Source organism: Roseivivax sp. CAU 1761 (assembly GCF_054482755.1).
Map to the genome: position 1 here is coordinate 1 of NZ_JBTLRM010000020.1, position 19098 is coordinate 19098.

General features: G+C 62.9%; 31 protein-coding genes. 14 read left to right on the plus strand and 17 right to left on the minus strand.

The window, feature by feature from the left end; translation table 11 throughout:
- The 5 genes from ACXYMW_RS12810 to ACXYMW_RS12830 all read left to right on the plus strand — a co-directional run.
- Positions 1–252, plus strand: a 252-nt coding sequence (locus ACXYMW_RS12810; RefSeq protein WP_459035717.1) for a hypothetical protein, incomplete at its 5' end; no start/stop codon positions are given.
- A gap of 64 nt (positions 253–316) precedes the next feature.
- Positions 317–679 (plus strand): hypothetical protein, encoded by a 363-nt coding sequence (locus ACXYMW_RS12815; protein ID WP_459035718.1) that lies wholly within the window; start codon positions 317–319, stop codon positions 677–679.
- Positions 660–1016 (plus strand): hypothetical protein, encoded by a 357-nt coding sequence (locus tag ACXYMW_RS12820; RefSeq protein ID WP_459035719.1) that lies wholly within the window; start codon positions 660–662, stop codon positions 1014–1016. Before ACXYMW_RS12815 ends, ACXYMW_RS12820 begins: the two co-directional genes overlap by 20 nt.
- Before the next feature lie 86 nt (positions 1017–1102).
- Positions 1103–2287, plus strand: a complete 1185-nt coding sequence (locus ACXYMW_RS12825) for a M24 family metallopeptidase (RefSeq protein WP_459035720.1) — start codon at positions 1103–1105, stop codon at positions 2285–2287.
- Positions 2288–2353: 66 nt separating this feature from the next.
- Positions 2354–2530 (plus strand): hypothetical protein, encoded by a 177-nt coding sequence (locus ACXYMW_RS12830; RefSeq protein WP_459035721.1) that lies wholly within the window; start codon positions 2354–2356, stop codon positions 2528–2530.
- A gap of 4 nt (positions 2531–2534) precedes the next feature.
- On the opposite strand, the gene ACXYMW_RS12835 is transcribed toward ACXYMW_RS12830, so the two are convergent.
- Genes ACXYMW_RS12835 through ACXYMW_RS12845 form a run of 3 tightly spaced genes read right to left on the minus strand, consistent with a single transcriptional unit; the run spans position 2535 to position 4217 of the window.
- On the minus strand, positions 2535–3005 hold the full coding sequence (locus tag ACXYMW_RS12835; protein WP_459035722.1) for a CAP domain-containing protein: 471 nt from the start codon (positions 3003–3005) through the stop codon (positions 2535–2537).
- Positions 3006–3061: 56 nt separating this feature from the next.
- Positions 3062–3787: a hypothetical protein gene (locus ACXYMW_RS12840; RefSeq protein WP_459035723.1), complete on the minus strand. Its 726-nt coding sequence runs from the start codon at positions 3785–3787 to the stop codon at positions 3062–3064.
- A 58-nt stretch (positions 3788–3845) separates the two neighbouring features.
- Positions 3846–4217 carry a hypothetical protein gene (locus tag ACXYMW_RS12845; protein WP_459035724.1) on the minus strand — a complete coding sequence of 124 codons (372 nt, stop codon included), beginning with the start codon at positions 4215–4217 and terminating at the stop codon, positions 3846–3848.
- A gap of 235 nt (positions 4218–4452) precedes the next feature.
- Here ACXYMW_RS12845 and ACXYMW_RS12850 point away from each other — a divergent pair, with 235 nt between their 5' ends.
- The 3 genes from ACXYMW_RS12850 to ACXYMW_RS12860 all read left to right on the plus strand — a co-directional run bounded on the left by ACXYMW_RS12850 (position 4453) and on the right by ACXYMW_RS12860 (position 5314).
- The gene (locus tag ACXYMW_RS12850; RefSeq protein ID WP_459035725.1) at positions 4453–4902 is read left to right on the plus strand and encodes a hypothetical protein; all 450 of its coding nucleotides are present in this window, start codon (positions 4453–4455) and stop codon (positions 4900–4902) included.
- A gap of 44 nt (positions 4903–4946) precedes the next feature.
- Positions 4947–5111, plus strand: a complete 165-nt coding sequence (locus tag ACXYMW_RS12855) for a hypothetical protein (RefSeq protein ID WP_459035726.1) — start codon at positions 4947–4949, stop codon at positions 5109–5111.
- A gap of 74 nt (positions 5112–5185) precedes the next feature.
- Positions 5186–5314, plus strand: a complete 129-nt coding sequence (locus tag ACXYMW_RS12860; RefSeq protein ID WP_459035727.1) for a hypothetical protein — start codon at positions 5186–5188, stop codon at positions 5312–5314.
- 296 nt (positions 5315–5610) lie between these two features.
- Here ACXYMW_RS12860 and ACXYMW_RS12865 read toward each other — a convergent pair whose 3' ends face one another.
- The 6 genes from ACXYMW_RS12865 to ACXYMW_RS12890 all read right to left on the minus strand — a co-directional run bounded on the left by ACXYMW_RS12865 (position 5611) and on the right by ACXYMW_RS12890 (position 8541).
- Positions 5611–6450, minus strand: coding sequence for a hypothetical protein (locus tag ACXYMW_RS12865; protein ID WP_459035728.1), 840 nt, complete (start codon positions 6448–6450; stop codon positions 5611–5613).
- A gap of 15 nt (positions 6451–6465) precedes the next feature.
- Positions 6466–7023: a hypothetical protein gene (locus ACXYMW_RS12870; RefSeq protein WP_459035729.1), complete on the minus strand. Its 558-nt coding sequence runs from the start codon at positions 7021–7023 to the stop codon at positions 6466–6468.
- 5 nt (positions 7024–7028) lie between these two features.
- Positions 7029–7331, minus strand: a complete 303-nt coding sequence (locus ACXYMW_RS12875; RefSeq protein WP_459035730.1) for a hypothetical protein — start codon at positions 7329–7331, stop codon at positions 7029–7031.
- A 33-nt stretch (positions 7332–7364) separates the two neighbouring features.
- Positions 7365–7682: a hypothetical protein gene (locus tag ACXYMW_RS12880; protein ID WP_459035731.1), complete on the minus strand. Its 318-nt coding sequence runs from the start codon at positions 7680–7682 to the stop codon at positions 7365–7367.
- Between the two features lie 18 nt (positions 7683–7700).
- A complete protein-coding gene (locus ACXYMW_RS12885) occupies positions 7701–7901 on the minus strand; it encodes a hypothetical protein (RefSeq protein ID WP_459035732.1) in 201 nt (66 codons plus the stop codon).
- 76 nt (positions 7902–7977) lie between these two features.
- The gene (locus ACXYMW_RS12890; protein WP_459035733.1) at positions 7978–8541 is read right to left on the minus strand and encodes a hypothetical protein; all 564 of its coding nucleotides are present in this window, start codon (positions 8539–8541) and stop codon (positions 7978–7980) included.
- 127 nt (positions 8542–8668) lie between these two features.
- Here ACXYMW_RS12890 and ACXYMW_RS12895 point away from each other — a divergent pair, with 127 nt between their 5' ends.
- Positions 8669–9247, plus strand: a complete 579-nt coding sequence (locus tag ACXYMW_RS12895) for an RNA 2'-phosphotransferase (protein ID WP_459035734.1) — start codon at positions 8669–8671, stop codon at positions 9245–9247.
- Positions 9248–9250: 3 nt separating this feature from the next.
- Here the strand turns inward: ACXYMW_RS12895 and ACXYMW_RS12900 are convergent, their stop codons facing one another.
- Both ACXYMW_RS12900 and ACXYMW_RS12905 read right to left on the minus strand, forming a co-directional pair.
- Entirely contained in the window at positions 9251–9871 is a 621-nt protein-coding gene (locus tag ACXYMW_RS12900; protein ID WP_459035790.1) for an ApaLI family restriction endonuclease, read from the minus strand.
- 64 nt (positions 9872–9935) lie between these two features.
- A complete protein-coding gene (locus tag ACXYMW_RS12905; RefSeq protein ID WP_459035735.1) occupies positions 9936–10394 on the minus strand; it encodes a GNAT family N-acetyltransferase in 459 nt (152 codons plus the stop codon).
- A gap of 124 nt (positions 10395–10518) precedes the next feature.
- Between ACXYMW_RS12905 and ihfB the strand changes: the two genes are divergently transcribed.
- Positions 10519–10830 carry an integration host factor subunit beta gene (gene ihfB, locus ACXYMW_RS12910; protein ID WP_459035736.1) on the plus strand — a complete coding sequence of 104 codons (312 nt, stop codon included), beginning with the start codon at positions 10519–10521 and terminating at the stop codon, positions 10828–10830.
- A gap of 3 nt (positions 10831–10833) precedes the next feature.
- Here ihfB and ACXYMW_RS12915 read toward each other — a convergent pair whose 3' ends face one another.
- Complete coding sequence (locus ACXYMW_RS12915) at positions 10834–12162, minus strand: hypothetical protein (RefSeq protein WP_459035737.1); 1329 nt, start codon at positions 12160–12162, stop codon at positions 10834–10836.
- 118 nt (positions 12163–12280) lie between these two features.
- Here ACXYMW_RS12915 and ACXYMW_RS12920 point away from each other — a divergent pair, with 118 nt between their 5' ends.
- Entirely contained in the window at positions 12281–12703 is a 423-nt protein-coding gene (locus ACXYMW_RS12920; protein WP_459035738.1) for a hypothetical protein, read from the plus strand.
- Here ACXYMW_RS12920 and ACXYMW_RS12925 read toward each other — a convergent pair.
- Genes ACXYMW_RS12925 through ACXYMW_RS12935 form a run of 3 tightly spaced genes read right to left on the minus strand, consistent with a single transcriptional unit; the run spans position 12687 to position 15477 of the window.
- Entirely contained in the window at positions 12687–14117 is a 1431-nt protein-coding gene (locus tag ACXYMW_RS12925; RefSeq protein WP_459035739.1) for a D-alanyl-D-alanine carboxypeptidase family protein, read from the minus strand. The two genes, ACXYMW_RS12920 and ACXYMW_RS12925, sit on opposite strands and share 17 nt — an antisense overlap.
- 29 nt (positions 14118–14146) lie before the next feature.
- Complete coding sequence (locus tag ACXYMW_RS12930; RefSeq protein WP_459035740.1) at positions 14147–14458, minus strand: hypothetical protein; 312 nt, start codon at positions 14456–14458, stop codon at positions 14147–14149.
- The gene (locus ACXYMW_RS12935) at positions 14455–15477 is read right to left on the minus strand and encodes a hypothetical protein (protein WP_459035741.1); all 1023 of its coding nucleotides are present in this window, start codon (positions 15475–15477) and stop codon (positions 14455–14457) included. The genes ACXYMW_RS12930 and ACXYMW_RS12935 overlap by 4 nt, the downstream gene beginning before the upstream one ends.
- 144 nt (positions 15478–15621) lie before the next feature.
- Between ACXYMW_RS12935 and ACXYMW_RS12940 the strand changes: the two genes are divergently transcribed.
- Positions 15622–16005: a DUF6750 family protein gene (locus ACXYMW_RS12940; RefSeq protein WP_459035742.1), complete on the plus strand. Its 384-nt coding sequence runs from the start codon at positions 15622–15624 to the stop codon at positions 16003–16005.
- Positions 16006–16061: 56 nt separating this feature from the next.
- Here ACXYMW_RS12940 and ACXYMW_RS12945 read toward each other — a convergent pair whose 3' ends face one another.
- Entirely contained in the window at positions 16062–16886 is an 825-nt protein-coding gene (locus tag ACXYMW_RS12945) for a DUF481 domain-containing protein (protein ID WP_459035743.1), read from the minus strand.
- 98 nt (positions 16887–16984) lie between these two features.
- The gene (locus ACXYMW_RS12950; RefSeq protein WP_459035744.1) at positions 16985–17950 is read right to left on the minus strand and encodes a LysR family transcriptional regulator; all 966 of its coding nucleotides are present in this window, start codon (positions 17948–17950) and stop codon (positions 16985–16987) included.
- Between the two features lie 128 nt (positions 17951–18078).
- On the opposite strand from ACXYMW_RS12950, the gene ACXYMW_RS12955 reads away from it, so the two are divergent.
- Positions 18079–18291, plus strand: coding sequence for a hypothetical protein (locus ACXYMW_RS12955; protein WP_459035745.1), 213 nt, complete (start codon positions 18079–18081; stop codon positions 18289–18291).
- A gap of 305 nt (positions 18292–18596) precedes the next feature.
- Positions 18597–18803 (plus strand): cold-shock protein, encoded by a 207-nt coding sequence (locus tag ACXYMW_RS12960; protein ID WP_459035746.1) that lies wholly within the window; start codon positions 18597–18599, stop codon positions 18801–18803.
- Positions 18804–19098 lie beyond the last annotated feature (295 nt).

The following is a 19098-nucleotide window of genomic DNA, read 5'->3' on the forward strand; positions in this document are numbered from 1 at the left end:
CTGGCTCAACGACTACAACACCGTCCATCCACATTCCGCGCTGGCAATGCGCTCGCCCGTCGAGTTCAGATCAGCGCTCAACTCCAGCCAGGCTGTCCGGTGAAATGGGGGGCACTCCACATCGAGACGCATCCCGGCATCGATGCGGATTATTCGGAGATGTACGTCGCCTCCGTTCAGCAATCCTACCCAAACACCCGACCGGTCGCGATGCTCCTCGATATCGAGGACGACCCGCTGATGCGGATGTGAGCGCACCGAATTTCAGAGTTTTCGAGGCACCGCGCAAACAGACAGAACACAGAGGATCGAGCAGATGGTCACGCCCACAACCCAATCATGGGTCCCCCGCACCAACGAAGGGGACTTCCTAGGAATCGACATCGACGATGACGGCCAGGTGATGGTCGACCAAACATACACGACTGACACCTGGGGTGATCGGGAACGCCGGCTAATGAGCAAACTGACAATCCCCGGTGAAGTGAACTGGGTGGTTCACCACGCGAACCCGTCGCTGAACGTGGCGACGTTCGTGTTCCAGACCCCCCTGGAATCCGTGCCATCCGTGACGCAAGGCTGCCTGCTAAACGAGTGCGATGTCGCCAATCCGGAGGGGCCGGCTTGGCAGCGCATGCGGAACGCACTGCAGGAGCGCCTTGATCGCGCTGTGCAATGACGACGACATCGTGGCGTATGCGGGCCGCACCATCCGGGAATACGGCGCACCAGAGACGTACTCGCATCTGGAGATCGACGTGATCCACATGGACCCGACGCCCGATGGTCCGGACGAAGCGGTGCCAGCCGACGAGATTGGCCCGGACACCCTGGTCTGTGCCACTGTGAAGAACTCCTGTCCGCTCACGCTGGAGAGCCACACCATCGTCGAGGAGATCGAAGACCGCCCGCCGTCCGAGCTCGATGACATCCTGCAGGATCTGGGGGAGCGGTACCCTGGCGCTGAACCGGACATCGACATCCTCGATCTCGGTCCCTCCAGCCCGGCGCCGTGAGCCATGGGGCGCTGAAATCCTGACGAAACCGGCCTCCTGCACTATGGTCCCCAAGGCACCGCGCCCGTGATATTCAGGAGGTCGATATGCGTACCAAGCTCACAGCGTTCCCCGAGGAAGAGTACCGGAGGCGCCTCGAGCTGGTACGCTACGCGATGTACCAGGCCGGCATCGATCTGCTCTACGTGACGAACCCCTCCAACATGGGCTGGCTCACCGGCTACGACGGCTGGTCCTTCTACGTGCACCAGGGCGTCCTCATCAGCTTCGATGACGACCCCATCTGGTGGGGCCGTCGCATGGACGCCAACGGCGCGCTCCTGACGGTCTGGATGGGTGACGAGTACGTTGTGGGATACCCCGACCTGTTCATCCAGAACCCTGACATCCACCCTATGCAGGACCTCTCGCAGCACATCCGCGCGCTGGGCCTCGATACCGCGGTGATCGGCGTCGAGAAGGAGAACTTCTACTACTCGGCCAAGGCGCACGAAGAGCTTCTGAAAATGCTGCCCGAGGCCGAGCTCCGGGACGCCACGAACCTGGTGAACTGGGAGCGCCGGGTGAAATCGGATTTCGAGATCGAGTTCATGCGTCGGGCAGCCCGCATCTCCGAGAAGATCGTCGACGGCTTCATCGAGCGCATCGAGCCGGGCCTGGCGAAGAACGACCTCGTCGCCGAGATCTACCGCGACGCCATCTCCGGGGCCGACGGTCACTGGGGTGACTACCCGGCCATCGTGCCGATGCTTCCCTCCGGCGCGCACGCGGCGGCTCCGCACCTCGCGTGGGACGGCCGCGCCTTCGAGACGGGCGAGGCGACCTTCCTTGAGAGCGCGGGCTGCTACCGCCGGTACCACGTTCCGTTCTGCCGCACGGTCTTCCTGGGCGAGCCGCCCGACGAGATGAAGCGCGCCGAGGCGGCCCTCGTCGAAGGGCTGGAAGCAGGGATCGACTGGGCACGGGCGGGCAATCGGGCCTGCGACATCGCCAATGCGCTGGCCGTGCCCCTCGAGCGGGCGGGCATCGAGCGCGGCGCGCGGTGCGGCTACTCCGTCGGGCTGAGCTACCCGCCGGACTGGGGCGAGCACACGATCAGTCTCCGGGCGGAGGACACCACGGTCCTGGAGCCCGGGATGACGTTCCACTTCATGCCGGGCCTCTGGATGAACGATTGGGGCGTCGAGATCACCGAGACCATCCTGATCCGGGAGGAGGGGCCGGCGGAGACGCTCTGCAATCGCCCCCGCCAGATCACCGTGAAACCCTGACCCGCTTTCGAAACGAGTCCGAAAGGCTGCAAAGACACCCTCCCTGAAGGACAGGGAGGAATTCCGATGATCGACAGAGACCGTGTACGCTGCTCGGGTGACTGCACGCGTGCGGAGTGCCACCGGATCGCGAGTGCCGAGGAAGCCGCGAACCAGGGCGCGGAGACACCGCCGCTCCGGTTCTTCGATTTCTCGGACGTCTGCGAGCGGTACCTGCCTCCCGGCGGCATCGCTCGCAGGTAATGCATCAGCAGCCCGGGCGGCCGAGCACCATGACCCAGTAATCCTCGGCCTGGGCGAAACCGAACTCCGTGATGTCGGGGATCAGCATGTTTGCCCGATGGCCGCGCGAGCGGGTCCAGGCTTCCATGGCAGCTTCGCGGTCCTGCTGCCCCTGGGCGATGTACTCGGCGATTAGGCACCAGCCATAGCCCGCGGCACGGGCCCGGTCGCCGACCTGGCTTCCATTGCTTCCCTCATGATCGAAGAAATTGTTCGCTGCCATGTCCCGGGCATGCGTCAGGGCAGCATTTCGCAGAAGGCGGCTCTCGTGGACCGAGGTCCGGCCGTTCTGTTCGCGAAGATTGTTGAGCATCGACTGGACATCACCAGTAACCGGGGCCGGAGCCGGCGGCGTGGGTTCATCCGGGTCGTTGCCCGACCCACTCGAGCAGGCGGTGACCGCCAACATGGCGGCCATCATGAGGAAACGGTTCATGGGAATCTCCTGTATTGTCTCCGAGCGGGCTACGCCACCGGAGTTTCAGGAGGATTTCAGAGTCGCTCGAAGGGGGCCTCGCCCATCGCGAAGCAGGACACCAGCATGCGGTCGAGCTTTTGCTCAGCCCCGAGCTTGGCGGCACGCTCGGATTCGCACGCGTCACCGACCTGCTCGCCGTCATGCGCTTTCAGGTGCCACCGCCAAGCGTTGTCCTCACTGGTGACGGTGAACGTCCCCATGGGGGACCAGGCTTCTCCGTCGTGCCACTGGAGACGGCGCCGCTTAAGGCCGCCCTTGTCCGTGACCCTTTCGCGAAGGGCGGCATTCATCCGGGCCCGGTAGATCGCGTTGGCCCGCTCCATAGCGGCCTGCAGCGTGGCCACCGGTCCGGGCAACCGCTCTCCGTCGACATCCAGGCAGAACCCTCCGTCCTCGGACGCGGTGATCGCGACGGACATGGGGATGTGCCAGCCGAAGCCGACAACCCGGGCATCCGATTTCAGAGTTTCCGAGGGATCACGCGGCCATGCGAGCGCGCCGTCGAGAACCTGGCTGCCGTTCTCGATCAGCGCGGCGATCAGCATGTCCTTGCGACGCGCTTCCTCGGGCATCTCCCAGTCGGGATCCCCGAAATCGCTTCCCAGGGCCGCAAGAATTGCGTGGCAGCGATGCTTCCAGCTGGGCTGGGTTTCAGCCGCGGCGATGAGGGCCTGCTCAATGCAATCCTCCGCGGAGGGCTCCTCGCAGCTCACCTCCGGGGCGGCGCTCTTCTTGGTCATCGGCAATCTCCTGATTGCATCGAGGGTACTCGACAGAACTGGAGATTGCCAGAGGACTTTACATCGTGAGGCCAGTAGATGGCGTGATCTCTTCTTCGAAAGCGTCAAGTGCCGAGCGGGCGACCTTTACACGGCGCGAGATGTCGAACTTATGCCGGCGCCCATTCATCAGGTTTGGCCGCGAAGGAAGCTTGGCGCATGTTCGCGCCTTGCGGAGGCGGTCTTCAGCCAGGTGGAGCTGGCTCTCGGCCCGGCCCCTGTGTTGTGAATGCTGGAAATCCTCGCCCTGTTCGGTGAGCTGCTCGAGGCGAATGAGAAGGTCGGAAATCTTCTCTTCGTACTTTGCAAGAGCGTCCTGCATTGTATCTCTGACTGACAGGATCTCTGCCATCCCATTGTCTTGGTTCTCTGCGCTGCTGGCGCGTTGCATGGGACATCCCCCTTTATGGTTTTTTGTCTATTTTTCTCAACTGCGCGCGGCGCCGAACTTTTCAACCCCCCTTAATGGGGTAAGAAGTGACTAATATTGCCGCTCCGAGCGGCCTTTGGCTGACGTTTCTCTGTCGCTTTCTGTGGATTTCTTGCTGTCAACGGATTACCTATCCTTCAACAAGAACGCGAGAGAGGCAGATATGGGTCCAAAGATGCGTCGGGGAATTGAACTGATGAGTGACGGAAAGGTGCACTCGTGTCGGGAGCTGTGGGATCAGGGGGTCAGCGGCCGCACGATCACCCGTTTTGAAGGAAGGCGGTACATCCATCCCCTGGGCCGAGGAAGGTACCTTCTGGACGACGCCTACGTCGTAGTAGAGGAAGAACATCCGCGCGCGTACATGCTGGAAGAGATGGCAAAAGCCTGTGCCATAGGGGGCGATTATTCTGCAATATGTCTTCATTCTGCCGCACAATGGCATGACTTGAGCATCGATCTTTCGGTCCCTTACGTGATGGTCGGCGTTCCCTGGCCGCGCGGTCGCTCGAAATGGGAAGCAGATCTCATCCAGTTCGTGCGCTGGCGAAGCGCCGATCCCCTCGAGGTAGGGTTCGAGCAAGTGGCCACATACAAGGGCATTCTGTACGGGTCACGAATAAGGAGCGCACGCTGGTCGACTTGATGCGGTACTCCCCCCTCGGCGGCCGGCAGGAAAACCTGTCGCGCATGGTCGACGAGGAGTCCGTGACAGAGGCCGTCGCGACCTATTTGCAGGACCCTACGAGCAGTCCCGCGAGGCTCATCGAGATGGCCGAGAAGTTCGACATGAGGGAGCCGTTCGACCTGCTCATCAAGAGCAGTCAGAAGGCCCCGGGGAAGCGTCGAATTTGAGCCCGAGATGTCCTTAGGTCCTTGAGAAAAGCGTGCGTTTGGGCTATTCTATTTAGGTCACCAAGGAGATCTGAATGGAAGAGAAATCCATCGCGCTGTTCCTCACTGAGGGCAGCTCCGACAAGGAGTATCGCGTACAGCTGAAGCAGGACGGAGAGGGTGGCGGGTCTTCGCCCAGAACGGCCGCCGCGGGAAGGCGCTGAAGAACGCTGAGAAGCCCAAGGCCGCGGTCGGCTACGGCGGAGGACCTAGCGGAAACCTTCCAGCTGGAGGACGATATCGAACTGGATTCAGTGGAGTTCTGGGACGCGATCCATGAGGCCTACGACGACGGACGGTGGAAAGGCCTCAATGTCTGCGAGGTGAACACGCGGACTCTGAAGGCCAAGGCTGCGGATACCCCTGAGCGCGCAGCCTCCATGAGGCCATAAAGAGGCGGCCGCCGGCATGGCCTCGAGCTGCTGGCGGCCGCTTGATTACTTGCCCGATTTGGGGTCCATCACCCGCCGTAGGCGGAGCATTGCTGAAGCCGCGTCTGCAGCCTGATGTGCGCTTCTGTCAGTCGCTCCCGCAGTTCCTCGACCTTCCGGCGCTCCTCAACCACGTCGATGGCCACCGGCGTCTCCCTCGGGCCGTTGTTCGTGCCCATGCACGTGGACACGCTCACGCGTCCCCGGTTGCCGGTGCAGACGCCGACCGAGGTCCGAGGCTCGCGGCTCACATGGACGGCGTAGCCGCGGTCGATGTTGCCCTGGGCTACCTCGATGCGGCGTTCGATCTCACGGACTTCCTTTAACGCCCGGGACTCGCACCGCTGCTGCGGCGTGGCACAGGCGCCCAGCGCGGCGAGGAGGAGAATTGAGGTAGCAGTCTTTTTCATGATGTATCCAGGTTCGTTGTATTCTTGCAGCCCGCCGGCACTCGACCATAGGCTTCCGCCCGATGTACTGCCAGCCGGTGTCACGCACGTTTCGATCACCAGGGACCGGCGCCCCGCCGGGGCAGGCTCCACCGCCGGGCGGCGAGCGCGGACGACCTGGCCGCGGATGATATCGGCGACCTTGGCGTGGGTCCCCTCTGTCTCGTTCTCGTCGTCGACCGTGTAGTGGATCGCGGCGCCGAAGTGACCGTTGTACTCGACTGCGGAGATGCCTTCGACCTCGGCCGCGTGCCGTGTGTACGGGTGAATGCCCTCCAGCGGCGCACTCAAAGTTTCCTCATACGCGATCCTGCCGTCATCCTCGGCTTTCGTAATGGCCAGGAAGTCCTCCACATCCAGCTCGACCGAGTAGGCCGTCCGCGCCCGCTCAGGGGCTCCCACTTGGATTTTTGTCGTCATCGCAATCTCCCTCGTTCAGCGAGCGTCGTACTCATGCAGCCCGATATCGAAGCCTCGCCCGCAATTGCACCGCGCGCGGGGGTAAGGACGACGCCACGGCGGTTTAGCCGGCTTGGATTCGGTAATGTGGAACCTGCCGCGTTTCAGGAGGGTCGCCTCGAGCGGCAGCTCCAGGGCGCAGAAATGGTACCACGCGCGTTCCGCGGAGATCTGGCGGGGCCGATTTCTCGCCACCACCACCACGACACCGCAATCCCGCGCGCGGCCGAGGTCGATGGAGAACTGCGCAGACCACCGCCTGTCGGTGATCACCAGGGGACGACGGGAATTGGGGCCGGCATGACGATGGCGCATGCAGATCGAGTTCAGGCTATGGCTCTGGTAGTTCTCGCCGCGCACGTCCACGACCGCCCAGTTCGATCCCCCATAAGCCCGTTCGATAGCGGCTTTCAGGGCCTGTGCCACGGCCTCGCTGTCGAGGGCGCCAGGTGAGACGTGCACGTGCCCCGTCGCCGTGCCGGCCGGGATTTCAGGTCTCGACCAACGGATAAGGAGGCGCTCGAAGAGGTTCATGGGTATCAGGGGACCGGAACCACCGGTTCCTCGTTTTCCGCCTTCCGCTCGATGTCGTAGTCGTGCCGGTCGATTACGATCTCCCCGGAGAGAGGGGTCTCGATGTTGAGCGGCGCTTCGCAGGACTTGTTGTAGTTGTGAACCCGGATCTTGCCGTCCTCGAGCTCGATCCAGACGGAACGCCCGTCATCGGTGTGGATCAACACAGCCGCATCCTGCAGCTCGAGCTTTGCGTCCACCGCGGCAGGCGCGCCTTCGGCAACGGCTTCTTCGGGTTGATGGTCCTGAAGGCGGATTTTCATTTCCATGGGCGTACTCCTCTATCGCTTTTCAGAATGATCTCAGGGCGCCGCGAAACTGGGGTTCGGCTGATCCGACCGGCACAGAACGCTCGGCTCCCGGAAATGATGCCGGTTCTCCGGCCGGTCGATGGCTTCCCACACCTGGTCGGAATGCTCCTTCCAGAATTTCGAGAGTGTCTCACCGTCCATGGAGCCGTAGTCCCGCGCGATATCGTTCAGGGCCTTCATCAGGTCCCCGGGGTCGGGGGTGGGCGAGTTCTCTACGGCGCGCGCGACGTCGTACCGTTCCAGCAGGTCGACCGCCTCGTGACGAAACATGGTGATCGGCTCGCCTGACCGATCAGTCGCCTCGATCACGGCTTCGAGCCCCCGTTCCTACAGAGCGCGGCATTGCGCACGGGCTTTCACGGCGTTCGACGCCTCCCAGATCAGCTCGGTGCCGGTGTCATCGTCGAACGAGCACGTCCAGGAGGTGTCGCTCGGCGAGGCTTGTTCGAGGACGAACTTCCCCGTCGTGGTGAAGCCTTCCCACTGTGCCGGCAGGTCGAAAGGTGTCCCAATTCGATCAGTCACCATGATACCCCTCACATGCCAGGAAAGGCGCCGGGCTTCAGAAGCTCGGCTTCGGGGTCGCCCTGCGGGATGTCGTGCTTCAGGGTCCCGCGGCCGACTTCATGTAGAAGCTGTTTCTCACCTCGTGCCATTCCGCGATCAGCTCGCCGTCCAGCATGTTCTGGAAGCCGCGGGTGCCTTCGCCGAACACGTGGTCCAGGAAATCCGTCGCTCCGTGATCCTCCCAGCTACCCAGAGCCACGGCCGTGGCAGTGATGACCAGGCGCTCGATCAGGGCGTTCCGCTCGATCTCGATCTTCTCGCCGTCCTTGCCGGTGATTTCCAGGATGTCCTTGGGAAAGCCTGCCGGTACGATTTCAGGGTCTTCGTGCTCGAAGACCAGCTTCCCGGCCTCGCGATAATCGTCGTACTCTTCCGCGATGTTCGCCCAGTGTTGAGAGAGCTTCGCGTTGTCCCACCGCTCCAGGCCCATGCCACCTTCCTCGCCAAGCGTCAGGAGGCCGTCATGCTCACCCTTGGCCGCGTAGTGGAGCATCGAGGAGACCTCGTAGTTCGCGGCCATGCGGATGACGCTTTCGCGGGCAAAGAAAGCGGGCTTGCCCTCATGGAACACGGTCACGGGCGACTTCGGGTGCATGGGCATGAAACTCTCCTGCGGGCTTTCCTTGTGTATGACATATGCACCGCCTGCCAGCAAGTAATAAGGAAAGGTATTGACCCTCGGCGGTCTTCCGCTGCAGGAAGAGAAGGATTGAGGAGGATTGGGTGCCATGCCCGAGATGAAGAAGAAATCCCGCTTTCTGGCCCGGGTTCTCCGGCATGAGCCGGGCCTCGCGTTCCTCGACCTCGATGCCGGGGGCTGGGCCAGGGAAGCAGACATCCTGAACGGGTTCCGATCCGCGGGCGTGCCGCTCACCCGCCTGGAGCTGCGCGAGATCGTGGACAGCGACGACAAGAAGCGTTTCACCCGCCAGGGAGAGCGCATCCGCGCCGCCCAGGGGCACTCAATCTCCGTGGACCTCGGGCTCCCCGCGAAAAAGCCACCAGTACGCCTCCTGCATGGCACTGCTACCACGCGGATCGACTCCATCCTGAGGACGGGTCTCAACGCAGCCAAGCGAAACTACGTGCACCTGAACCTCGATGCCACGACGGCGCTGGAAGTCGGCCGCCGGCATGGACGCCCCGTCATCCTGAAGGTGGCGGCCGGGCGGATGCACCAGGAGGGCTTCCGCTTCTACCTGTCCGAGAACGGCCTCTGGCTGACCGAATGCGTGCCGCCGGAGTTCCTGTCCGTCCACGTCTACGAGAGCGACTTCCTCGCCGACATGGCCTCGGCTGCTGCGTGATGCCTACTGCGCGGGGCGACCGGTTTTCTGCATCGCGCCACGGAGGTCGACGCCGGTGCGGCGACTGATGAACGCGAAGGCGGCGGCCCCTCCGGCATAGATGCCCCCGGCATCCTTGTAGGAGGCCTGCAAGCGGGCCTGGATCTTGGCGGCCGCCGCAGTGGTGGGAAGGAAGAACATCAGCCGAACGGGCCGGTAGCCTGCCTCGATGGTCGCCTGAAGCCGGGCGTTCTCCTTGCGCACGTGGTCTCCATCGGTCGTGGCATCGCGCCACTTTATCTCGATGGCGTCCCGTCGCCTGGCCAGGAAGTCGATCTCGTAGGTCGCGGGGCTCCCCGCAGCGGGGTTCGGTATCCGGACCTTCCCTCCATCGGGGTACGCGGCCTTCAGGCAGTGGCACGCCAGCTCCTCCATCATCGCGCCGGCGTGCCGGTAGACCAGTCGGCTGACGCTCTGGTGGAGGTCGATGTCCGCGGCCTCCTCCGAAGAGACGCCCAGCGCAGCGAACGCCATGTGGTGGTCTCGCCCAGCCTCGAGGACCTCCTTCCTGCGGGACAGGATACGGGCCTGAAGCGCCTCGCGATGACGCGCCACGATAGCCTCGATGTCTGCCTCACATGACAGTGCCCACTAGCCGTTCCGGTTCGCGGGCAGAGTATCCGGGGGAAACTAAGGCAGGGTTTCGGCGCTAACGCGGAGACGGCGACGCCACATCGAGGCCGGTGCGACGCCGTATCTCGGCCAAAAGGTCCGGCGCCCCGATCATCATGCAGGGGGCCGTCTTGTCTGTGTCGACGCGCTGGAAGCCGTGCTTCTCGTACCAGGCTTCCAGGTCGAACGCATTCCCGGCATCGAGGTCCGCGAACAGGACGATGACGTCTGCCTTCGCATCGCGGAAGGACCGCATCATCCGTGCCACCAGGTCACCGCCATGGCCTTGGCCGCGGGAGTCCTCCATGACGTCCATTTCCCGGAAGACCGCGATACGGGCCGGCATGGCGCTTTCCAGCGGCTCGAAGATGTCGTCACCCACCCCGATGTCGGCGAGGTAGTCCCGCCAGGCGTCCTCGTCGTGCGCACACACGAACCCGTCGGCCGAGCCCCAGGCCTCGCGGATAGAGCAATCGATGTATGGGACATCCGTCATCCCAGCCCTCCCTTGAACGGGAACTGGCGGGCGTCAGGCAAGAAAACATCCCGAAAACACTGGCTCGCTTGCTCCACATCAGCTAGCTGGTAGGCTTCCCGCGCTTGGGGTCACGGAGACAGACATGATCAAATCGGAACTCATCCGCACCATGATCGAAGAGAACCCCAATTTGCCGGCGCGCATGGTCGAGAAAATCGTGGAGACCGTCTTCGAGGAGATCACGCAGGCCATGGAACGTGGCGACCGGGTTGAACTGCGCAATTTCGGCGCCTTCAGCGTGCGCCACCGGGACGGCCGGGAAGGCCGCAACCCGAGAACTGGGGAAGCCGTTACCGTGGAGCCGAAAACCGTGCCATTCTTCAAGGCAGGCAAGCTGTTGCGCGACCGGCTGAACGGGCTCGACGACGCCGGGGAGGCCGACGCCGCCGAGTAGACTTCACATGTTGCCGAAGGCAGGGGCATCCGGGGGATCGACCTCTGACAGCTCGATCTCCGGGGTCTCGATCCCCTCCACCAGCTTTGCCCAGATCTCCGTCCGCTTCCCAGCCGAAATCCCGTCCAGGGGATCGTATGCAGGGGTCTCGCTCGGCTGCATGGTCCTGTATTCCGGGCCGCCAATGTCGGTGGTCACCGTGTTCAACGCCACGAAGGACGCGTCGAGCTCATAGTCGACGGATGTCACGCGGATGGCCTCATCCCCGCGGACCATGGTCATCTCGACGTCGATGTCAGTGCCGTACCGCTCGTTCCAGTTCGCCTGGATCGCGTAGACATCCTCGATCCCGCGCATGACGTGTTCGTCGGTCAGCTCACGGGCAGAAGATGCCGCGCGCTGAGCGACCGATGCGGCCGGCGTCCCGTCGAGGGGCGCGCTCATGGCGCCGAAGCTTTCCTGCCTGTTGAGGTCACGCATGATCTTCACCGCGTCCCCCGTGCTGACGACGAAGTCGGAGTGCCCGGTATCGGGGTCGTAGAGAACCGACATGCGCTCCGTGTCGGACTTCGCAGCCTTGGCATTCTCGCTGACGACGAACTGGGGGAGGTAAATCACGCCGGCGATGAGCGCCGCGCCTGCGGCCACGCCCGTGAGGGGCGGCCCCACCATGTCCGCGAAGGATGCGGCTGCTGCCCGGAATGCCCGGAAACTCTCGGAGACGTGCCGCTGCATCTGGCTTCGGAAGGCCTCCTTGTTCGATCTCACGGAGGGGAGGTCATCCCCGATTTCCTGCTCGATCATCACCTTCTCGTCGCCATGCTCGACGCTCATGCGAACCTTCACGTGGCCGAGCTTGCCGTCGTGGCGGCAGATGTTCTCGTAGCTCAGGCGGTTCAGCAGGAGCTGCACGTCCACCCCCGCCGCCTGGATCGCATGGATGTCGATCCGTTCCGACGACGCGGCTGCGTGGTCAAAGAGGTGAGGGTTCTCCAACCGGCTCTGGTGGTGGGACCATTTCTCGGAATGCGCCGCGTTGCCCGGTTCGGCCAAGTCTCTCACGAGGTCGATGCGCTTCCCGGGCGTGATCTTCACCCGATCCACAAGGCCGACCGAGGAGCAGAGATATGCCTCACCCGAGGCCCCCAGGAAGCCGCGGTATCCGTCCAGCCTGTTCGAGGGCACGATGACGCCCAGCTCCTCGAAGAGCTTGCACGCGTCGAAGAAGGTGCCGTCGTCTTCCGGTCGCCGGAATCCGCGCGGTGCGTCCCCGTCCTGCGCACGCACCGGTGCCAGGTACTTCTTTGCATTCGTCTCGTAGTGCTCGGTCATTCCTCGGCTCCCGGGGGTGTCGTTCACCTGGGAGGTGGGAAAGGACGTGAAACTGACGTCACGGATTGCCCGAACGGGGGATCCTGCTAAGAGCGCTCTCAGGTCATCGGGGGAGAACATGGCAACGCTCATCGGCATTCTACTGCTCGTCGTGACGGCTTTCGCGCACCGCGGAATGCTCGTGATCGCCACTGCCGTGGTCCCCGGATGGGTGCGGAGGACGAAGTTCCTGCCGATTGCGGTGTTCATCCTTCTCGGCCTCATTCACCTCGTGCACATCGTCGCCGGGGGGCTGATGTACGTTTGGCTGCACGCAAATCTCTGGCCGGAAGCGTTCGGCGGCGCATTTCAGGGCAAATGGAACGACTATTACTACTATTCGGGGCTCAATTTCGCGACGCTTGGGCAGACAAACATGAGCGTCATTGGCCCCATGCGGATCGTGGCCATGATCCATTCGCTGTTGGGCTTCATGGTCCTGACCTGGTCAGCCAGCTACCTTTACGGTACTTGCAGGGTACAGTTCACCGAGGAGTCCTGAGGCAAGGCCGGATGGCGGGGACTGCTGCAGCGATCTCGGTGCCCGAGGTCACAGGCTCCACGGAGGTGACCATCGCGCTGTAGATCGACGGGCTCGAGATCCGAACATGTCCCTTCTCGTCGATCTCGGCGCCGACCATGTAGCATTCCTGCCCCTTCAGGCAGTCCTCGACCGGGTTGCGCTCTTCGTGGACACCCAGATTGGCGGCGCGCACTTCGTCGTTCATGCCGCGGGAAAAGAGGTCCCAATTTGGCCCGGCACTCCCGCGCGTCGAGATCGTGCCCACTGGCCCCACGGTCGCGAGCGCCGGTTCATCTGCCTCGATTTCAGAATCCGCCGATGCGACCTGAACGTCGGGCTGCTCTTTCTCCATGCGCGCGATGTCGTTGAGCATCCGCTGCAGGGTGGCTGTGTCCTTGGCGTAGAAGTCCTGCTCCGTCATTTGTGCCAGCAGCCTCGGCTTTTCGGGGGGCTCGATGTCCGCGCCTTCCGGGTCGCGCGCCTTTACCTCGGGGCGCATGTTCGCGGTCCAGGTAATGCGCACGGGTTCAACCCAGACATCCCGGTCGATGCGCGCCAGGGTGCGGGCACCGGTGCTGGTGCGCGCGAAGGTTGACGACATCAGCTGCGCCATCTTGTCGTTGCGCTGGGCAGAGGTATCCGCACCGATCACCACGGCGATGAGGTGGCGGTTCGACTTCTTCAGGTTGGTTACCAGGTTGAAGCCCGACGCCCGGGTGTAGCCCGTCTTGATGCCATCCACGCCCCGCCACTTCCCGAGGAAGGGGTTATGCCCCCCGATCCACTTGCCGTGGTAGCGGAAGCCCGTCTTCGCGAAGATGCCGTATTCCCGCGGGAAGCGGTCCTGGAGCGCCAGGCCGAGGCGGTACATGTCGTAGGCCGTGGTCACCTGACCCTCGTCGTGCAGTCCGGAGGCATTCTTGAACGTCGTGTTCTTCATGCCGAGCTGGCGGGCCGCCTTTGTCATGGCCTCCGCGAACTCGGCTTCCGTGCCACTGTAGTTCTCGGCCACCACCGTGGCGACGTCGTTTGCCGACTTGATGGCCAGCGCATGGATGGCATCGCTCACCGTGATCGTCGTGCCTGCCTTCACGTAGAGCTTCGAGGCCGGCTTCCGGCCCGCGTTTTCAGAGACCTTCAGGCGGGTCTGCATCGTCCACCGACCATCCTCGATGGCATCGAGCGCCATGTAAATGGTCATCATCTTGGTCAGCGAGGCCGGATGGCGGAGCTTGTAGGCATCGTGCTGCGCCAGGACCCGGCCGGTCTTCGCGTCGACCGAAATCCACGACAGGCTTTTCGGCACGGCCAAGGCCGCGGATCCTGAAAATGCCATCACGGTGGCTGTCATCGCAGAAATCAGAATCCGTTTCGTCGCAAAGGCCCGCGGCATCTCGTTCTCCCGTTCGTGAGGACGACGTATCAGGGAGAGCCTTCGCCCTGGTAAACGACCGCGCCCAGCGGGCGAGAGCTGATTTCCCGGACCTCCATCTCCGGGATCGCCTGCAGCAGGGGCCTTAGCAGCGTGCCGATGGCCTCGCGTTCGGTAACGGCCGAGCAGTCCCGGATCACCAGGAAGCGGTCACGGTCATCCATCGCAACGATGCATTCCGTACCGATGGCCTCGGCGATCTTGTCGCTGATGGCGAAGGCACCGTCGAGGCGGGCCTCCCTGGTGGGCGCCTCCAGCAGCCAGGGTGCCTGGAATTTCAGTTTCAGTTGGAAGTAGCTCATTCGTACACTATCCCGATTTCAGAGTTTCCAGAGGGGCAGACAGCTTCTGCGTCGGAGCCCGGGACCCAGAGGTCCTTGCCCACGGTGATTTCGGTGGCGCCGAACTCGGTGTCCCGGTCGAGCAGCGCGGTGCACATGCCCTGCGATACGGTGGCCGTGATGCGCATCATCCCGTTGATGCCGGACACCTCGAGCGGACCGACATCACTGGATACCTGCACGCGACCGTCTTCCACGGTAAAGCCGGTTTCCTCGATCCCGATCTTGGCGCCTTCCGCCAGGCTCCCATCGGGGATCTCGCCCTCATAGGCGGCGATCATCACGTCCCGGAGCATCAGGATGTCCGCTACCACCTTGGGGGCGGCCGAATAGGCGGCGTGGCTGCTTCGCGATGCGCCGGCGGAAGATACCGACACAGTGGGCACGGTGCCGTGTTTGTCAGGGTCGACGCTGGCCAACTGAGCGAGCCGGCCGTCATCATCGACGTAGAGCCAGGCGAGGTCGCTGGCGATGGGCTGTTCAGCCGTCCGTGTGAGGGCCTCGTCGACGCAATCGAGATCATGGGTCCGCGAACAGGCGTCCACCAGGTTGCCGTGCAGCACGCCGGCGAACGTGCCGGTGAACGTTGTGATCAGGCCGAAGGTCTTTTCCGCCAAAGGCTCCCGGTACCTCTCCCGGCAGTCCTCTTCCACGCGTTGCGCGGACTTCAGGGCCTCGAGGGCGACGTAGGTGAGCCCATCGCGCTGGGCGTGCCGGTAGCGGAAGGTGCAGGAGTTGACCACCCGGTGCACATCGCAGCGTCCGAGCTCGAGGTTTTCCTCCAGGGCGGCGTTCGCCAGCGCAAAGACGATGTCGGCATCCCCAATGCAGCGGTTCATGACGCCTTCCTTCACGGCGAACACGTACTCGACCTTCGGAGATGGCGACGCGGCGACCGGCGAGGCCAGGGGCAGGGCGGCCGCCAGACCGGCCAGCAGGGGGATCGATCTTGTAATCATCGTGGGTCCGTACATTTCCATGCCCAGGATTGAGTGAGGAAATCCTAAGAAGGTGGAAACGCCCACGAAGCGGCTTTCCTTAAAGCCATTTAAGTAACCCCCGCAAATTTCGCGGGTATCGCTCGACGGCCCGGTGGCCGGGGACAGATTCAGGAGATTGAGCAGATGAACAAAGTCTTTTCGAAGATCAAGAACGCACCCCTCGCCGCGGTGACTGGCGTCATGGCTGCCTTCTATGCGGGCCAGGCGTCCGCGCAGGAGGCCACCCTTGGCGACATCGCCTCCGATCTGGACGGCATGATGGAAAGCTTCGGCACTCTGGCGCTCAGCGCGAGCTTCGTCGCCGGTGTGGCCTTCGTGGGGCTCGGTCTGGCGCGCCTGAAGGCGGCGGTCGACAGCCAGGGCCAGCAGGTGAAGTACGGTGAGGGCATCTGGCGCATTGCCATCGGCTCGGCGATGGTCGCAGTGCCGGCCGTCATTACCGTGATGGGCAACACCCTCGGGGTGGATGCCGGCGACGGGATCGGCTTCAGCAGCGGGTTCAACTGATCCGAAGTCAGAGACATCTCAGCAGGGGCCGCCTTCGGGCGGCCCCTCTAACGCGCTTAGAACCCGTAAACGAGTGACAGTCCCAACGTGTTGTCTGTCTTCTCGAGGCCCGGCAGGGGGTCGCTATTGAACTCGGTTCGGTAGCTCAACCGGGTCGCTAAGCGGGCGGAGATCTTGAAATTGATGCCGACGTCGTTCGTCACCAGCCGGTCGGAATCCGAGAAGAGGAAGTCCGTGTCGTTCGTCATGAACGTGGTCTCGCTGAACTTGTAATAAAAACGCGACGACGCAATTCCTGCCGCCTCGTGGTCGTCATCACCATTCTGGTCAAGAAGGTAGCGGACGCCAGGCCCGGCCTGGACGCGCCAGGTGACGTTTGGCTGGTTCACCACCCGGTAGCCCGGGCCGGCGCCCAGGAAGACATCCCACTCATTGGTCGAGAAATCGTCGTACCGGGCGCTTCCCAGTCCGAAGAGGTAGAGGTTTTCGTTCAGGTAACGGTTCACGTCGTATGTCGCGAACACCTCTTCCTTATTGCGGACATCATTGTCCTCCGCGAACTCGCCAGCAAAACCGAACGTATGGTTCCAGGGGCCGGCCCCGTAGCGGAAGCGCCCGGCGAAGGAAAGGTCGGCCGTGTCGGTGTTGCCAGTTGTCCCGGAAAACCCCAGAGACACGCTTCCGGTCCAGCCTTGAGCATACTGATTGCTGCGATAGCGTTGCGGATCGTCGCCTTCGCGCATTTCCTCTGCGACATCCTCCTCGATGTCGTCGATGCGGTCGTCGAGCGCCTCGATGCCAACCAAGGCACCCTGAGCAAGGGCTGGAGCTGCAAGTAGAAGGGCAAAGGCCGAAACGCCGGCAAACGAAAGGTACTTCATAAAACGATCTCCTCTACCGGTGACGGCCGAGGTGGACGGCACCGCGCTTACCGGATAGGCGAGATCGCATCGGCAAGGATAATTGATAATATTTGCGGTTAAGATGAGTTTTTCTCGGGTATGAGATCCCGTGTTTCACCAAGGACTTCGATTTCATTGGTGTTGCTTATTTCACACAGTTCATCGATCACCGCGTCCTGGTCGGCGTCTGCTCTTTCAGCGGCGCTGGCGAGAGTGTCCCGCGCGATCTCCGCAAGCCCCTCCTCGATGTCGTCACGCCAGAGGGCCCAAAGCGGGTACGGAAACGAGGGTGCGTCGGGGACGAGGTGCAGCAGACCCTGGGACACGTATCGGCGGACATACCGGGCAGGCAAGTACGCGGCAGCGCTCCGGCCGATAAGGTACTCGGCGCTCATTGCCTCAAGGGCCATCGTGAGGCCCGGATTGGTCAATCCAGGCATCGCCAGCGCGTGGGCGTGGACAAACTCTTCGCCCCAATCGACGAAAACGTATCGACCCTCGAGGTCGAGGGTGGGCTGGGCCCACGAGGCGACCAAAACGAGCTCATCGTCCATGACGCGGTCCGCCATCAGGCCCGGGCGAAGCTGGGGTGTGTACATCAGGCCCACTTGAAGGCTGCCCTGCACGAGCATGCGCATCAGGCGTTCGGGCATTCCAAGCTCAAGTCGAAGGCTGAGCTCCGGGACGTTCGCCCTCAGGCCATCGACCCACCGAAAGCCCAGCCTCGGCCAGAGTGAAAACTGCGCGCCGATGGTAAGACTTCGGTTGTACCCTTGAGGGATGCCAACCTGTTGGCGGGCCTCCTCCCAAACTTTCAGCAGCGACAGGGCATACCGTTCGAACTCTCGGCCAGCCGGGGTCATGTCGGCCCCTGCCTTAGACCTTTCGAACAAACGCTTTCCCAGTTCCTGCTCGAGGCGCTGGATCCGAAGTGACACAGCAGATTGGGCGACGAACAACCGCTCGGCCGCCGAAACGAATGATCCGGCGGCAGCGACCTCGAGGAATGTCTTCACCAGCGTAGTGTCCACGTAGGAAACCATAAGGCTCGCTCATAATAACCGCAATTCATATTCGTTTTTCACAGGTTCGCTTGTGGGGTACCCTCTCTCTCGGGCGGCGGGTCAGTGTCCCGCAGAGTTCCCGCGTAGCAGTTCGAGGAGTTCCCGTGATGAAGACCATGAATCTGAGCCGTGTTCTGTGTGTTATCGCGGCCGTTGCCGCAATGACCCTCGCCAATTGCACCACGGAGAAAGCGGTCGACAACACCGTGGACGGAACCCTGTTCGTCACAAAGACCGCGGTGAAAGGCGTCGTTGGGGCCGGAAAGCTGGCCGTGAAGGGAACGAACGCGGCGGTCCAGAAGGCGACCGACAGCGAATGAAAGCTGTGCGCATTCGGTCCTCGCGCATCGACGTCTGACGAGGGCCGCTGGCGGTTCTCCTGCGTCGGCACCGCATCCGACGGCTTCACTCGGCCCTAGGGTTCGCGGTGCGTTCTTCTAGCGGCTTTCCGCCGGCGTACGAATTTGCGATGGACACACCTCGAGTGCCGTGCAATAAGGGGCACGCTACGTTACCTCAATCGATCCCCTGCTTTTCCCTCCGGAACTCAGCGAACTCGATCTTGGCCAACAAAGCCACGCTGTTGCACCCCGCGAACAGGTTGAAAACTACAGGAGATCACACGATGGCCACTGGCACCGTGAAATGGTTCAACACTACTAAAGGCTTCGGCTTCATCGCGCCCGAGACCGGCGGCAAGGACGTCTTCGTCCACATTTCCGCCGTCGAGCGCGCTGGGCTGACCGGCCTCCAGGATGACCAGAAGGTCACCTACGACATTGAAAGCGGCCGCGATGGCCGCGAGTCCGCTTCGAACCTTCAGCTCGCCTGAACGGACGGTTCGAACCCGGTTCGACGGATGGGGCGCCTCAGGGCGCCCTTTTTCGTTTGGACCCGCCTACAAGGGGCATTCTCAGGAACCTCCCTTCCGCCGTCTACATTGGCCGGGTGATGACACGTACGCTCCTTTCCCTCTCCGCCCTACTGCTTGGCAATTACATGCTGCGGATGAGAAATGGCCTCCAGGGCTCGCTGCTCGCCGTTAGTGCCGATCTTGAGGGCTTCGGCGCCACCTCGGCGGTCTGTGCCCGTCGGGCTTCTCCCTCGGCATGAGGGCGGGATGGTTG